We start from the raw sequence: 14,940 nt of genomic DNA on the forward strand, positions 1-14,940 counted from the left end.
GCGGCCTCGTCAACCGCCCCCTGCGCCACACTCCGGCACCGGCGTCACCGACAGGACCGTGCGGGCGGGCAGCACGGTCCGCCCGCTCTCCCCGTCCGGCCGCAGCGCCACCCCGTCCGCCCCCGACCCGAGGAACTCCCCGCACCGCTCGCCGGTGGTCGTGGTGACCCGGACCAGATGGTCCGGCACCGCCCCGGTGGTCGTCCAGGCCACGACCACCGCGCCGCTCACCAGCACGATCCCCGCCACACAGCACACCGAGGCCTGCCGCAGCGCCCCGGTGACCCGCACGGTCTCCGCCTCGGTCCACCGGCGCAGTGCCTGACCGGCGAGCAGCACCCGGCTCCCGGGCCGGCCGTGCGCGGCGCGCACCGCGAGCACCGAGCCGGCGACCAGCAGCACGAACGCGGCCCCCAGCAGCAGGGTGGCCGCCAGCCGGGCGGCGGAGGGCAGCTGGGACAGATCGTCGCGCCCCTTGAGCGTCACCAGTACCGCCAGCAGCGCGGTGAGCCCGGTCAGCCCGTTCCGCCAGCCCTCGGCCTGCCTCCGCAACTCGGTGAGCTGGGAGAACTCCAGCTCACGGGCGAGCTGCGCCCAGCGCCGCGCGGACTGCCCACTCATCACACATCCCCGATCCGCCAGCTGGCCCCGCACCCGGTGAACGGCGCGTTCTCCGGAAGGTCCGGGTGCGGATGCCCGCACTCGCAGAAGTGCGTCTCCCGGGTCACGAGGCCGGCGTCGGCATCCGGATCGGGCGCGGGCTGCCGACCGCCCAGCCAGGAACGCAGCCCCTTGGTGCCGGTGCCGGGCGCGCCGTGCCGGTACTCCGTCGACGTCCGCCCATGACAGCGCGGACACGCCCCCTCGACCACGATGCCGAGCCCGTCGGGGGAGGGGGTCCGGGTGAAGGGGGCGACCGCCAGCCCCATGTCCCGCTCCGCGTAGGCGAGCCCGAAGTCGTGGCCGGGCGGGAAGGGTTCAGTCATCTGGGAGCGCCTCACTCTCGGTCTCGGGGACGGTCAAACCGAACATCCCGGCGTACAGCAGCAGCCGCCCCCTGATCCACTCCGCGCTCTCCCGGGTCGCCTCGGCGGCGAGCGCGATATGGCGCCGGCTCACCGTCCCCTCGACCGCCGGGAGCCTGCCGTCGAAGTGCCGGCTGAGCAGCGTGAGGTCCTGCCAGCAGGGGACGGTGTCCGTGGCGGGGGCTGCGGGCAGCGCCGTACGGCCGGGCAGGAGGGGCAGATACGGCGTGATCCGGCGCACGGTCTCGGAGACGGGCTCCCCGAGCCGGGCGGCGATGCTGACGAGGTCCAGGGGGGTGTAGGGGGTGTCGGGGTCGGAGACGCGGTAGGTGGGGGAGAGGGCGTCGATGTCCCAATCGTCTGGCACGTCGTCGGGTAGTGCGGCCAGTTCCTGCGGGGTGAGGGGTGGCACGAGGGCGCCGAGGGGGCGGTATGCGCTCAACTGGTGGTAGGCGACGGTCGGCGGGAGAGCGAGGCTCCGGGCGTACCGGGCCAGCGCCTCGGGGGTCAGGGGCGTCCACGTGGGTGTGTCCACGTTCATCTGGCGTCCGTTGAACCGGCCGAGCGCGGCACACAGGTGCTCGGAAGGGCGTGCGTCGGCGAGCGCCGGCGGGAGGGGCGGCAGTTGCAGACCGAAGGTGGGGACGTGCTGGGCGGCCAGATCCCAGACTTCGCGCAGCGACTCCTGCAAGAGCGCGGCGGCGTTGACGAACACGGCCGTGGTCAGCGCGGCGGCGGGATGGTCGTAGTCCTCGAAGGCAGCGTCGTTGCCCGACAAGGCGTAGCGGCTGCGCAGATCCAGGGATTCCCATGCCTTCCTGTTGATCCTTCCCTCGGGTACAGAGACCCCGAGGGCGCGCAGGCCGGTCAACGCCTCCTCCGAGACGACGTCATCCTGCTCGGAGAAGTAGAGGTCCCGCAGATCGACACCGCTCTCGAGGCGGACTTTCTGGTCCTCCATGAGGTACTCGAGGAATGCGACGGCGTCGGGGGCGGGGACCACGGTGCCGTCCAGCCCGCCTTCGCCGTAGCGGGGTTCGTACACCAGCCCGAGTGCGGTCGCCATCTCGGCCATGCGATGCTCGGCTTCACCAAGGGAGAGGCCGAAGATGTCGGCGGCGAGGACGGTGGCGGCCCAGTCCAGCTGGAAACGTCCGTCCCGCAGCAGGGAGACGTGGTCGGCCACGATGTATCTGCTGTCGTCGTCCAGATCCAGCCAGGGGGCCATTTCCGCCGGTGAGGGCGGCGTCCAGCCGAGCCAGCTGAATTCCCTCAGCCGGTCGAGTATCCCGGAACTCTTGGAGAGGCGGGAAAGGGCGTGGATGTCGGCCGGGCCTGCTACACGCCGAAAGCTGAGGTAACCCGTGCTCACGAACAGAGCGTTGATCTCCTGCTGGGTACAGACGTGGTCCACATGGTGGTCCGGTGGCGCTGGCACCGTCAGACCATGGAGCGGAGCGAGGCGAGCCAGCCGCTCCGCCAGCTCGCCCAGTGGCGCGTCCAGCGCCGCCGAGGCCAGGACCAGGCCGCCGAGGTCGTCGATGCGGTTCCCGGTCCAGGCGGTGCGCGTGGTCCCCCTCGGTTCGGCCTCCGACCTGCCCACGAGAGCGTTGGCCAGGAGGGCGTCCCGTCGGGAGGGTGCCCATGCGAGTGCGTCACCGGCGGTGGGGGGCGGCGAGAGGTCCGGGCCCAGGATGCGTAGCCTGCGCATGCGGTACAGCAAGTCGCTCAGAGGCACCTCGTTCCGCGCGGCGTAGGCGGCGACATCGTGCCAGGAATCGAAGCGCCTGACCACGATGTCCGCGTCGCCGGGTGAGGGAACGGGATAGCCGGCAAGGCTGCGGGGCCGTGCACGAGAGTGATGCCATGTGGGGCGGCCGAGGACGGAATAGCGCCACGCCTGGACCCGTCTCTCTCCGGTATGGGGCGTCGTGTGCTCGTCAAAGCGGAACCACCCCACCTCATCCAGCGGCAACCGTTTGCCATTCTTCCCGCCCACCGTGACGCCCTTCCCCCGCCACTTCTCGTCCAGCACCTGGGCCACGCGCAGGCTCTTCTCCTCCAAGTCCGCCGTCCATTTCAGGGTCAGCCCAGGCCACCCCGCCAACGCCTCCGCCCCCAGCCGGAACTGCCGCTCCGCCCACTCCCGGTCATAGTCCTGCAACTCCGTCCGGCTGACGCTGAGCCTGCCCGCGTGCGGTCCCGTCAGGTTCAGCACATAGCCGAAGGGCTTCTGATCGGTCGCGATCCCGTCGCACAGGACGGCCCCCTCACCGTCGACCCACCACAGCACATCCGGAACGGCGGCCAGGGCCTCAGGGACCTGCAACTCCCCGGGATTCCACCGGTGTCCGACCCCCTCCCCGTCCACCGCCTCCAGCGCGAACTCGCCGACCCGCACCAGATCCCGCAGCACCCGGGTGCACGACAGCCCGGTGCCGACGGCGTCGTCCCGGAGATAGAGCCGTACCCGGGTGCCGCCTTCCGCCAGCCCGTCCTCCGGGCCGGTGTGCCGCCGGATGCGGAACAGGCTGGCACTGCTGGGGATGTCGACGCGCAGGGCGTGCTCGGCCGGAATGCCGTCCGCGCTGACCTGGCGGGTCACGATCGTCATCTCGTCGGCCAGCATGAAGTAACTGAACACGCCGATGCCGAAACGGCTGTTGGGATACAGCCTGAGATTGCGGTCGTGCCGCAGCCAGCGCGACTGCTCCCGGCGGAACGCCTTGGACCGCTCGAAGCGGCTGCCGGCCCGGGTGAACGTGTGGGTGAGCAGCTCCGCGCTCATGCCCACGCCGTTGTCCCGGCACTCGACATACCGGCCGCGCTCGTCCTCGCCCTGGGTGAAGGTGATCCGCCCGCTCCAGTCGGCGGGCCGCGCCCCGCGCCCGCGCAGATACGTCCACCGCATCGCCCGGTACCGGCAGGCGTCCATCGCGTTCTGGTACAGCTCCCGCAGCGCGAGGGTCGGATCGCCGCCGTACAGCTGCTCGCCCATCAGCAGTTCCCGCACCTCGGACTGGGAGAGGTGGAACCGCAGCAGCGGCACGTCGTACGGCTCGTCCGCGCCGCCGGTGCGGGCCGGGCGCAGCTCGCGTGCGGTGACCCGCTGCGGTACGGCCGCGAGCAGCTCCGTCTCCGCGCCCGGCAGGTCGGCGGCCCGGTCCAGGAGCTGCGCGACGAGCTGGTCCGCCTCCTCGGCGACCTCGGCGAGGGCGGCGTGCACCGCCTGGTGCGGGCAGGGGGCGTCCAGGTGGAGTGCCGGGCCCTCGCGCTCCCAGCTCAGGCCGTGGGCGATGGCGACGACCTGCTGCGGCAGGACCGGGTCGGTCACGGCGAGGTGTTCCGCGACGACCTCGGGGAAGGTCCGTACGTCCACCGAGAGGACCGCCGCGAGCCGCAGCAGTGCGGCCAGCGGGCGGACGCGCAGCGGTTGCGGGCCGCAGGGCAGCACCACTTTGCCGGGCAGCCGCCCGGACAGCCGCTCGGGCGGCTCGTCCAGGCCGAGGGCCGAGGCCGCCGCGCACAGCAGCTCCGCCACCTCGTGCACCCGGTCGGGCGGTACGCCGAGCGCCGCGACCAGCTTCTGGGCCGGGCTCGCCGGTACGGGCTCGTCGTCGGTCTCGAACCGGTCGGTGATCCAGCGGTGCACCAGCCACATGACGACGGCGGTCTCGTCCTCCGTGCGGTCGCGGGCCCGGCACTGGGCCGCTTTGCGTACGATCCGCGCGTGCTGGTCGCCGACCTGCTCGAAGTGTCTGCGGTGGGCGTCCGCGCCCGGCTGCCGGTCGGGGTGGTACGGATCGATCTCGGCGGCCTGGCTCAGCCGGTCGGCCCAGGCGGCCTCCCGCAGGAACGGCGCCGCGACCAGGAACGCGGCCTCGACGGCGGACAGCGGCCGGTCCTCGGGCAGCACCTGGGGCAGCCGCCGGGTGACCAGGCGGACCGGGAAGTCCTCGTCGGACCAGGGGTCGGGGCGCGGCAGCCGGCCCTGCGCCAGATGCAGGGTGCGGGCGCACCGCTCCACGAAGGCGGCCAGGCACTCGGTGAAGCCGGGCACCGAGGCCTGGTCCTCGGGGCGCACCCGCTCCCACAGCGGTGTCCCGCGCACCGCCCGCAGCCAGGTCTCCAGGAGCGGTCGGCCCTCGCAGATCTCCGTCTCCTCGGTCACCTCCCTGGCGTGGGTGCCGTAGTCGATCCGGGCCGTCTGGGTCAGCCCGTGCCGGCGTGCCGTGGCGGCCGTGCGCGCCCGGGCCAGCTCGAAGACCTCGGCGACGGTCCGGGCGGGGGTCAACGGGCCGAGCGCGTCTGCCAGTCCACGGGTGAAGAAGCTGCCCTCGGCCGTGTATCCGCTGCGCTCGCCGGCCGAGCAGGCGGTGAGTACGGCGAAGCCGCCGCTCGGCGGCCCCTTGAGGAGGGCGTTGCCGAACGGTACGGCGTCGTCGCCGAGTTCGGTGCGGCACGCGTCGATCAGCCAGAGCACCGTGCCGGCCTTGCACTCGGCCAGCAGGGGGCTGATGTTCGCGTCCAGCAGCGAACCCAGGTACGGCTCCCGCCAGCCGCCCTCCCGGGGCGGCCGTGCGTCGGCCGGGACCAGGTAGTCGGTGCCGCCGGCTCGGACGCCGTGTCCGGTGAAGTACACCAGCAGGGTGCCGTCGGCCGGCATGTCGCTCGCCGTCTCGTACAGGCGGGCGCGGATCAGGCTGAGGTCCGCGTCGCGCAGGACGTCCACCTCGTACCCGGCGCCGTCCAGGACCGAGGCCAGCAGCCGCAGATCGGCCGTGACGGCCTCGTCCAGCGGTTCCAGCAGTCCTTCGGTGGCGGTTGCCTGCCCGATCCCGATCAGCAGCGCCCTGCGGGCTCGTTCCATGTGCCCTCCCCGCAGGACATCATGGCACCGCCCACTGACAGTGCGGGCGGCTCTCAGTAACGGGTGATCGCGGTCGCCCCGCCCGTCGTGCCGATGGCGATGTGCGGTGCCCGTCCGGGGTCGGCCCAGCGCAGGATCCGCCGCATGTCCTCCTCCGGCACCGACACGCAACCCGCCGTGGCGGCGGGGCCGTTGACGTGCAGGAAGATTCCGGCGCCGCGCCCGCGCACCGGGTGGTCGTAGTTGAAGCCGATGACCAGGGCGTACGCGTACTGGGTGCCGTAGGAGACGAGGTGTTCGGACTCCGAGGCGCGGCAGTCGGCCGGCAGCGGGTCGGTCCAGCGGTTGTACGACGCCGAGTCGTTGTCCTCGCACCACCAGGAACCGTCCCGCACCGCGCGGTAGCCGGTGCGGGTGCCGGCCGGCGCCGGCTGGATGCCGAAGGCGAAGGGGAGGCCGTACAGCCCGGTCGGGGTGGTTTTCGTGCCCTGGACGCGGGTGCTGCCCGCGACGAGGCCGTGCGCGCCGAACCGCGCCGGTGCCGAACCGGTCTGCGTCCAGCGGCCGTCGCGCAGGTCCCACCAGGTCAGCGTGCCCGTGGTGGAGCCGGTGTCCGGCGCCTCGGCGGTGATCAGCTGGCTGCCGCCGCCCGGGTCCGCCATCCGCGCGGGCAGCGGTACCGGGCCGGGGCCCGGCCCGGTACCCGGCAGGGCCAGCCAGGCGGCGGATGCCAGGGCGAGGAGGACACCGGGGTGCATGGTTCAGACGGTAGACGGGGGCAGCGGGAGCGGCAGCCCGGGTAGTCCGTCCAGGCTCGTCGCCACGTGCTCCTTCTTCTCGAAGTAGGCACTCAGCGAGGCGTCGTCCTCGCGCGCGAACCGCTTGCTGTGCAGGTCGCGGTCCTCCTCGTACGCCATGTGGGGGACGGCGTAGCCGCAGGTGTCGCGGACCAGTTCGGCGTGCACGACGATGACGGCCCGCAGGCCGTGCGGGGTCGGGTCGATGTCCGGGAAGTGGGTGAGCAGCTCGGGGAAGCGCGGGTCGTCGCGGAAGACCGGCTCGCCCCGGCCGTGCACGCGGACGATGTTCGGCGGGCCCTGGAAGGCGCACCACATCAGGGTGATCCGCCCGTTCTCCCGCAGATGCGCGATGGTCTCGGCGTTGGAGCCGGCGAAGTCCAGGTAGGCGAGGGTGCGTTCGTCGATGACGGCGAAGGAGCCCTTGAGGCCCTTGGGGGAGAGGTTGACCGTGCCGTCAGCGGCGAGCGGGGCGGTCGCGGTGAAGAAGAGGGGTTGTTCCTCGATGAAGGTGCGGAGTCTGCCGTCTATGCGCTCATAGGTCTTTCCCATGGGCGGTGATTATCGACGGAAATAGTTCGCCTGTCTAACGAATTGCCCGGCGTGGGGGGCCTGCGGCCGGCGCCCGCCGAGGGCGCCGGCCGGGACGGACGTCCGTTGGCTCACTTGGTGAGCGTGCAGGCGGCCAGGGCGTTGAGGCCGGTGGGTTTGGTGGTGGTGCGGCCGATGGCGAGGGCGATGCGGTCGATGGTGGAGTTCCGCTTGTCCTTGAGGGGTCCGAGGATGGCGTTGTCGACGAAGTGGGGTCCGCCCTGGCCGACGGTGTTCTGGAGGCGCTTGTCGGCTTCCTGGATCTGGGTCTGGAGGAGGGCGAGGTTGCGGTCGACCTCGGCCTTGGCGGACGCGGGGATCGCGGGCAGTCGGGAGGCGACGTCGGGGCAGCTGATCGTGCCCGCCCCGGTGTTCCGGCCGGCCGTCGTGCCCGCGTTGCTGCCGGACTGCCGGCCCGGCGCGGTGCCCGCGTCCGTGCCCGGTGCCGTGCCGCCGCCGGTGTTCAGGGTGCAGGCGGCCAGGGCGTTGAGGCCGGTGGGTTTGGTGGTGGTGCGGCCGATGGCGAGGGCGATGCGGTCGATGGTGGAGTTCCGCTTGTCCTTGAGGGGTCCGAGGATGGCGTTGTCGACGAAGTGGGGTCCGCCCTGGCCGACGGTGTTCTGGAGGCGCTTGTCGGCTTCCTGGATCTGGGTCTGGAGGAGGGCGAGGTTGCGGTCGACCTCGGCCTTGGCGGACGCGGGGATGGCCGGGAGCCGGGAGGCGACGTCGGGGCAGCTGATCGTGCCGGGGCTCGCGAGGGTGCGGGCGTTCGCCGTGCCGCCGCTCTGGGGGGGCGTCCCGGCGAGGGCCGTACCGGCGATCACCGCCCCGGACAACAGGACGGCGGCAGCGCCTCCGATGACCGCCACGCGACGCTTGTCGTACTTCGGAAGAGCCCTGGACATAAGGGTGCCTCACTTGGGTCGGGAGTGTCGTCGTCGGACGAACGCGGCGCCTGCGCTCGGCGGGAAGTACGAGAAAGCGGTTGCCGTTGTTCAAGCCCGCTCGTTCACTCTGGGGGGCGCCCTCCAAAGATTGACGAATCATGCAGACCTCTGCATACTCATGCATGCCAACGGTCGTCCATCACATCCCCTAGGAGCAGAGCAAGTGAGCAGCAACAGCGGTGACGTACGGCTCTGGGGCGCCCGTTTCGCCGACGGTCCCGCCGAGGCCCTGGCGAAGCTGTCCGCGTCCGTCCACTTCGACTGGCGGCTCGCGCCGTACGACATCGCCGGTTCCCGCGCTCACGCGCGCGTGCTGCACAAGGCCGGACTCCTCAGCGCGGACGAGCTGGAGCGCATGATCGCCGGCCTCGACCAGCTGGAGGCCGACGTCGCGTCCGGGGACTTCACGGGCACCCTCGCCGACGAGGACGTGCACACCGCCCTGGAGCGCGGCCTGCTGGAGCGCCTCGGCCCCGAGCTGGGCGGCAAGCTGCGCGCGGGCCGGTCGCGGAACGACCAGGTGGCCACCCTGTTCCGGATGTACCTCAGGGACCACGCCCGTACGATCGCCGGTCTGATCGCCGACCTCCAGGACGCGCTGATCGGCCTGGCCGAGGCCCACCCGGACGTCGCGATGCCCGGCCGCACCCACCTCCAGCACGCCCAGCCGGTGCTCTTCGCCCACCACATCCTCGCCCATGTCCACCCCCTGGCCCGGGACGCCGAGCGGCTGCGCCAGTGGGACGAGCGCACCGCCGTCTCCCCCTACGGCTCCGGCGCCCTGGCCGGCTCCTCCCTCGGTCTGGACCCGGAGGCGGTCGCGCAGGACCTCGGCTTCGAGCACGGCAGCGTGGGCAACTCCATCGACGGCACGGCCTCCCGTGACTTCGTCGCCGAGTTCCTCTTCATCACCGCGATGATCGGCGTCAACCTCTCCCGGATCGCCGAGGAGATCATCATCTGGAACACGAAGGAGTTCTCCTTCGTGACCCTGCACGACGCCTTCTCCACCGGCTCGTCGATCATGCCGCAGAAGAAGAACCCGGACATCGCCGAGCTGGCGCGCGGCAAGTCCGGCCGTCTCATCGGCAACCTGACCGGGCTCCTGGCCACCCTCAAGGCCATGCCGCTCGCCTACAACCGCGACCTCCAGGAGGACAAGGAGCCGGTCTTCGACGCCTGCGACCAGCTGGAGCTGCTGCTGCCCGCCTTCACCGGCATGATGGCCACCCTCACGATCCACCGCGAGCGCATGGAGGAACTGGCCCCGGCCGGCTTCTCGCTCGCCACGGACATCGCCGAGTGGCTGGTCAAGCAGGGCGTGCCGTTCCGGGTCGCGCACGAGGTGGCCGGCGAGTGCGTCAAGGTCGCCGAGGCCGAGGGCAAGGAGCTGGACGAGCTCACGGACGAGCAGTTCGCGAAGATCTCCCCGCATCTCACCCCGGAGGTCCGCTCCGTCCTCAACGTCCCGGGCGCCCTCGCCTCCCGGAGCGGGCGCGGCGGTACGGCGCCGAGCGCGGTCGCCGTCCAGCTGGCGGAGGCCAAGGCGGACGTGGCGGCCCAGCACGCGTGGGCCGAGGCCAAGCGGCAGGGCTGAGTCCGCCGCCCCGGAAGGGGCACGGGGAGCCGCGACCGGCCGCCGGACCGGCGCACACCCCGGGCCGTACGGCGATCACAACAGGGCGTCGCGGGTTACGTTGGTCGGAAGTCCCACCGGAGCCGACCGAACGGAGCCCGCGATGCCCTTCGCCCGTCTCGCGCACGCCACGACCCCGACCTGCCACATCGGCCTCGGTCTGGCCGCCGTCGGCCGCCCCGGTTACATCAACCTCGGCCGCGACGAGGACCTCGGCGGGAACCGCAGCGTCGACGCCCTCCGGGACCGTACCCACGACCTCCTCGACGCCGCCTACGCCCAGGGGGTGCGCTATGTCGACGTCGCCCGTTCCTACGGCCGCTCCGAGGAGTTCCTCGCCGACTGGCTGAACGCCCGCCCCGACATCGACGACGTGGTCGTCGGCAGCAAGTGGGGCTACACCTACACCGCCGGCTGGTCCACCGACGCCGAGCAGCACGAGGTCAAGGACCACACCCTGGCCACCTACGAGCGGCAGCGCGCGGAGACCGAGGCCCTGCTCGGCGACCGGCTCGACCTGTACCAGATCCACTCGGTGACCCCGGACAGCCCGGCCCTCACCGACAAGGACCTGCACGCGAAGCTCGCCGAGGCCGCCGCCCAGGGCCTCACCATCGGCTTCTCCACCAGCGGCCCCGCCCAGGCCGACGCGATCCGCGCCGCCCTCGCCGTCACGGTGGAGGGCGAGCCCCTCTTCCGTACCGTCCAGTCCACCTACAACGTGCTGGAGACCTCGGCCGCTCCCGCGCTCGCCGAGGCCCACGACGCCGGGCTCACCGTGATCGTCAAGGAGGGCATGGCCAACGGAAGGCTCGCCGCGCCCCACGCCCCGGACGTCCTGAAGGTCGTCGCCGAGGAGACCGAGCTGGGCTGCGACGCCGTGGCCCTCGCCTGGATCCTGCGCCAGCCCTGGGCCGGGGTCATCCTCTCCGGCGCGGCCACCGTCACCCAGCTGGGCTCCAACCTGCACGCCCCCGCCGTGGATCTCGACGCCGACCAGCTGACCCGGCTCGCCACGCTGGCCGAGGACCCGCGCGCCTACTGGGAGCGGCGCGCGCAACTGCCCTGGCACTGATCGCTCGCGCACTCCGGCCGCCGACTCGGTGATGCACGCATGCCTGAAGTGAGACAAAGATGTCTCATGTGGGTTACTCTTGTCTCATGGCCCTGGATCGTGACCATGTGCTGCGCAGCGCAGCCGCCCTGCTGACCCGTAAATCCACCGCGACCATGGACGAGGTCGCCAAGGCCGCCGGGATCAGCCGGGCCACGCTGCACCGCCACTTCGCCGGGCGCGACGCGCTCGTACGGGCGCTGGAGGCGCTCGGCATCGCGGAGTGCGAGGCGGCGCTGGACGCGGCCCGCCTGGACGACGGCCCGGCGGGCGAGGCCGTGCACCGCCTGGTCCGGGCGATCGAACCGGCGGCCGGTCTGCTCGCCTTCCTCTACACCGAGAACCAGCTCTTCGAGGGCGAGGGGCAGAACCAGGGCTGGGCCCGCATCGACGAGCGCCTCACGGCCCTGTTCCGGCGCGGCCAGGAGAGCGGCGAGTTCCGTATCGACCTCACCCCGGCCTGGCTCACCGAGGCGCTGTACGGCCTGCTGGCCTCCGGCGCCTGGGCGGTGGCGGAGGGCCGGGTGGCCGCCAAGGACTTCACCTACATGATCGTCGAGCTGCTGCTCGGCGGCGCACGGCGCACGCACGCGTAACGCGGCGACGCGCGCCGGAAGAGACCCGCGTACGACGCACCAGAAGAGAGGAATCATGACCAGCACCTTGCAGCCGGCGCGCGCGACGGAGGCGGAGAGGCGTCCGGGCCGCTGGCTCGCCCTGTCCGTCCTCGTCCTGGCCGTGCTGCTGGTGGCCGTCGACGCCACCGTCCTCGGCCTGGCGACCCCTTACATCAGCGAAGACCTCAACCCCTCCGGCACCCAGCTGCTGTGGATCGGCGACGTCTACTCCTTCGTCATCGCCGGTCTGCTGGTCTCCATGGGCAGCCTCGGCGACCGCATCGGCCGCAAGCGGATCCTGCTCGTCGGCGCCACGGCGTTCGGCGCGGTCTCCGTCCTCAACGCCTATGCGACGACACCCGAACTGATGATCCTGGCGCGGGCGCTGCTCGGTGTCGCGGGCGCGACCCTGATGCCCGCCACCCTCGCCCTGATCCGCAACATCTTCCACGACCCGCACGAGCGCAGCCTGGCCGTCGGCATCTGGGGCGCGACCGCCTCGGCCGGCACGGCCGTCGGCCCGATCGCGGGCGGCTTCCTCCTCGAACACTTCTGGTGGGGCTCGGTCTTCCTGATCAACCTGCCGGTGATGGCGGTCCTGGTCCTGGTCGGCATCCGCACGCTCCCCGAGTCCCGCAACCCGAACCCGGGCCCCTGGGACCTGGCCGGCGTCCTGCTGTCCCTGGTCGGTGTGATCGGCCTGGTGTACGCGGTGAAGGAGGCGGCCACCCACGGGTTCACCTGGGCCGTGCTCGGCGCGGCGCTGCTCGGTGCGGCGGCGCTCTGCGGCTTCGTCCACCGCCAGCTCACCCGGCCGGCCCCGCTGCTGGACATGCGGCTGTTCAGGAACCGAGGGTTCAGCGGTGCGGTGCTGGCCGACCTGCTGACCGTGCTCGGCATGTCCGGGCTGGTGTTCTTCCTCTCCCAGTACCTGCAACTCGTCCAGGGCAGGCACCCGTTCGAGGCCGGCCTCGCCGAACTGCCCGCAGCCGTCGGTGCGGTGGCGGCCGGTCTGGTCGCCGGTCGCGCGGCCCGGCGCTGCTCGGTCCGCGCGGTCGTCAGTGCGGGCCTGGCGGCCGTCGGCGCCGCCCTCGCCGCGCTGACGACCGTCGGGCAGTCCACCGGCTACCCGGTGCTGGGCGCCGCCCTGCTCGTGGTGGGTGTCGGCGCGGGCTTCTCCTTCACGGTCACCGCCGATGTCATCCTCTCCAGCGTGCCCAAGGAGCAGGCGGGCGCCGCCTCGGCGGTCTCCGAGACGGCCTACGAACTCGGCGCGGCCCTGGGCATCGCCCTGCTGGGCTCCGTCGTCACCGGCGTCTACCGCGACTTCACGGGCCCGGCCGGCACCCCGGCGGCAGCCCATGAGTCACTGGGCGCCGCGGTGCAGGCGGCGGACCACCTGCCCCCGCAGGCCGCGGCATCGCTGCTGACCGCGGCCCGCGACTCCTTCGTCCACGGCCTCCACCTGGCCTCGGGCGTCGGAGCGGCGGTGCTGCTCGCCACGGCGGCGGTGTCCTGGTTCCTGCTGAAGGGCCAGAAGCTGGAGAACGCGGGGGAGTGACCCGTCCCGGGAGGCGGGCAGCCACGGCTCACCCGCCCCCGGAGGACGACCGTGCACCGGCCCTCAGCGCTGATAGCCCAGCACCGTCATCATCCCGCTCTCCGAGTGGTACTGGTTGTGGCAGTGCAGCATCCACAGCCCGGGATTGTCGGCGTCGAACTCGACCACCAGCTTGCGGTGCGGCAGCACGATCGCGGTGTCCTTCCGCGTCCCCACCGCGTTCTCCCCGGTGAGGGCGAAGGTATGGCCGTGCAGATGCAGCGGGTGCCACATGCCGGTCGCGTTGATGAGCGACAGCCGTACCCGCTCACCGGCGCGGACCGGGTGCCGCCGGCGCACCGAGTAGGGCTGGTGGTCGAACCCCCAGTCGTACTTCGCCATGCTGCCGGTGACCTTGATCCGCAGCTCCCGGTCGGGTTTCCGGTCGTCCAGCGCCACCGCGTCGTCCGGCACCAGGCGCCGCGCCGGGACGGTCTTGCCGTCCAGCTCGTCCGGGCGGACATCGGCGGCGGGCAGGCTTCTCCCCTTGTCGGTACGGAGCACGGCAAGGGCCTGTCCCTGCTTGCCCTCCGCGAGCGCGACCAGCGGGAACACCCCGTCCTGGGCGGTGACCAGGACGTCGTACCGCTCCGCCATGCCGACCAGCAGCGCGTCGGTCCTCTTGTGCGCCACGGGATAGCCGTCGGTGTGGGTGACGGTCATGGTGTGGTCGCCCAGCGCCACTCGGAACGCGGTGTCGGAACCGGCGTTGATGATGCGCAGCCGGATCCGGTCGCCGGGCCGGCAGCGGAACACCGAGGGGCTGCCGGGCAGCCGCCCGTTGGCCAGGTAGTACGGGTAGTCGACGCTGCCGCCGTCCCCGTGCAGCATGCGACTGTGGGAGCCGCGCAGCACCCGCGAGGGACCCCCGGACCGCCCGGAGTGCGACGGGCTCGCGCTCGGGCGACCGGGACCCGGGCTGCCGTGGCCGGGGCCCATCGCCATGCCTCCCGCCTGCGCGGACCCGCCGCCCGGCCGGAGCTGGCCGAGGACCTGCTCGGGGGTGGAGCCGGCCACGCCGTCGAGCCAGTCGTCCAGGACGACGACCCACTCCTTGTCGTAGGAGAGGGGCTCCCGGGGATCGTCCACGATGAGCGGCGCGTACAGGGCGCGGTCGGCCTGGAGGCCCTGGTGGGAGTGGAGCAGATAGGTGCCCGGGTGGGCGACGGTGAAGCGGTAGCCGAAGTCCGTCCCGGCCGGGATGGCGTCCTGGGTCAGTCCCGGGGTGCCGTCCATGTCGCAGCGCAGCCGCACCCCGTGGGAGTGCAGCGTGGTGGCGGCGGGCAGCCGGTTGGCGAGGCCGAGGTCGAGGACGTCACCGGCGGTGACGCGGACCAGGGGGCCCGGGACGGTCTCGTTGTAGGCCCAGGTGTGCACGGTGCGGCCGCCCAGGTCCACCGTGGCCGCGGCGGCGGTGAACCGGACCCTGCGCACGCGGCCCGCGCCGCGCCGCTGCTCGGCGGCGATTACCTCCGGATCCGACGGATTGACGTACCCCTTGGGACCCGGGGGCACGAACGCCCCCATGGCGCCGGTGTGTCCGGGACCGGGGCGGGGTGCGGAGCCGGATTCTGTGCAGGCCGCCAGGAGCCCCGCGCCGGCAGCCGCGATCGGGGTACGGAGCAGGGTACGCCGGGAAGGTTTGTACATGTCTGAATAAGACATGTTGTGTGGTCATATGGCCGGTAACTGCGGCCGATCCGGCGCTGTGTCGGGGCCAGATTCCACCGGCAGGCGGACCCA

11 protein-coding genes are annotated in these 14,940 nt (G+C 72.4%); 4 read left to right on the top strand and 7 right to left on the bottom strand.

Features of this window, described 5'->3' with window-relative positions:
* Positions 1 to 9: 9 nt before the first annotated feature.
* The 6 genes from ACWCV9_RS08760 to ACWCV9_RS08785 form a co-directional block, all read right to left on the bottom strand.
* Entirely contained in the window at positions 10 to 621 is a 612-nt protein-coding gene (locus tag ACWCV9_RS08760) for a hypothetical protein (RefSeq protein ID WP_450784990.1), read from the bottom strand.
* A complete protein-coding gene (locus tag ACWCV9_RS08765) occupies positions 621 to 986 on the bottom strand; it encodes a hypothetical protein (protein ID WP_450784991.1) in 366 nt (121 codons plus the stop codon). The genes ACWCV9_RS08760 and ACWCV9_RS08765 overlap by 1 nt, the downstream gene beginning before the upstream one ends.
* The gene (locus tag ACWCV9_RS08770; protein ID WP_450784993.1) at positions 979 to 5,895 is read right to left on the bottom strand and encodes an HD domain-containing protein; all 4,917 of its coding nucleotides are present in this window, start codon (positions 5,893 to 5,895) and stop codon (positions 979 to 981) included. The genes ACWCV9_RS08765 and ACWCV9_RS08770 overlap by 8 nt, the downstream gene beginning before the upstream one ends.
* Before the next feature lie 53 nt (positions 5,896 to 5,948).
* Complete coding sequence (locus ACWCV9_RS08775) at positions 5,949 to 6,653, bottom strand: L,D-transpeptidase family protein (RefSeq protein WP_450784995.1); 705 nt, start codon at positions 6,651 to 6,653, stop codon at positions 5,949 to 5,951.
* A 3-nt stretch (positions 6,654 to 6,656) separates the two neighbouring features.
* Positions 6,657 to 7,244, bottom strand: a complete 588-nt coding sequence (locus ACWCV9_RS08780) for a pyridoxamine 5'-phosphate oxidase family protein (RefSeq protein ID WP_450784997.1) — start codon at positions 7,242 to 7,244, stop codon at positions 6,657 to 6,659.
* 110 nt (positions 7,245 to 7,354) lie between these two features.
* On the bottom strand, positions 7,355 to 8,188 hold the full coding sequence (locus ACWCV9_RS08785) for a hypothetical protein (RefSeq protein ID WP_450784999.1): 834 nt from the start codon (positions 8,186 to 8,188) through the stop codon (positions 7,355 to 7,357).
* 205 nt (positions 8,189 to 8,393) lie between these two features.
* Between ACWCV9_RS08785 and argH the strand changes: the two genes are divergently transcribed.
* From argH to ACWCV9_RS08805, 4 genes are all read left to right on the top strand, one after another.
* Entirely contained in the window at positions 8,394 to 9,827 is a 1,434-nt protein-coding gene (gene argH / locus ACWCV9_RS08790; protein WP_450785001.1) for an argininosuccinate lyase, read from the top strand.
* A 142-nt stretch (positions 9,828 to 9,969) separates the two neighbouring features.
* Positions 9,970 to 10,941: an aldo/keto reductase gene (locus ACWCV9_RS08795; RefSeq protein WP_450785002.1), complete on the top strand. Its 972-nt coding sequence runs from the start codon at positions 9,970 to 9,972 to the stop codon at positions 10,939 to 10,941.
* Between the two features lie 86 nt (positions 10,942 to 11,027).
* Entirely contained in the window at positions 11,028 to 11,576 is a 549-nt protein-coding gene (locus ACWCV9_RS08800) for a TetR/AcrR family transcriptional regulator (RefSeq protein WP_450785004.1), read from the top strand.
* Between the two features lie 55 nt (positions 11,577 to 11,631).
* The gene (locus tag ACWCV9_RS08805; protein ID WP_450785006.1) at positions 11,632 to 13,158 is read left to right on the top strand and encodes an MFS transporter; all 1,527 of its coding nucleotides are present in this window, start codon (positions 11,632 to 11,634) and stop codon (positions 13,156 to 13,158) included.
* Between the two features lie 63 nt (positions 13,159 to 13,221).
* Here the strand turns inward: ACWCV9_RS08805 and ACWCV9_RS08810 are convergent, their stop codons facing one another.
* Positions 13,222 to 14,847 (bottom strand): multicopper oxidase family protein, encoded by a 1,626-nt coding sequence (locus ACWCV9_RS08810; RefSeq protein WP_450785008.1) that lies wholly within the window; start codon positions 14,845 to 14,847, stop codon positions 13,222 to 13,224.
* Between the last annotated feature and the right edge of the window lie 93 nt (positions 14,848 to 14,940).

The sequence above is a fragment of the Streptomyces sp. NPDC001606 genome (assembly GCF_053596835.1).

Coding starts and splice junctions, on each gene's coding strand:
- ACWCV9_RS08775 (WP_450784995.1), bottom strand. CDS start 6,653: ATGCACCCCGGTGTCCTCCTCGCCCTGGCATCCGCCGCCTGGCTGGCC.
- ACWCV9_RS08795 (WP_450785002.1), top strand. CDS start 9,970: ATGCCCTTCGCCCGTCTCGCGCACGCCACGACCCCGACCTGCCACATC.
- ACWCV9_RS08805 (WP_450785006.1), top strand. CDS start 11,632: ATGACCAGCACCTTGCAGCCGGCGCGCGCGACGGAGGCGGAGAGGCGT.
- ACWCV9_RS08765 (WP_450784991.1), bottom strand. CDS start 986: ATGACTGAACCCTTCCCGCCCGGCCACGACTTCGGGCTCGCCTACGCG.
- ACWCV9_RS08800 (WP_450785004.1), top strand. CDS start 11,028: ATGGCCCTGGATCGTGACCATGTGCTGCGCAGCGCAGCCGCCCTGCTG.
- ACWCV9_RS08785 (WP_450784999.1), bottom strand. CDS start 8,188: ATGTCCAGGGCTCTTCCGAAGTACGACAAGCGTCGCGTGGCGGTCATC.
- ACWCV9_RS08810 (WP_450785008.1), bottom strand. CDS start 14,847: ATGTACAAACCTTCCCGGCGTACCCTGCTCCGTACCCCGATCGCGGCT.
- ACWCV9_RS08780 (WP_450784997.1), bottom strand. CDS start 7,244: ATGGGAAAGACCTATGAGCGCATAGACGGCAGACTCCGCACCTTCATC.
- ACWCV9_RS08770 (WP_450784993.1), bottom strand. CDS start 5,895: ATGGAACGAGCCCGCAGGGCGCTGCTGATCGGGATCGGGCAGGCAACC.
- ACWCV9_RS08760 (WP_450784990.1), bottom strand. CDS start 621: ATGAGTGGGCAGTCCGCGCGGCGCTGGGCGCAGCTCGCCCGTGAGCTG.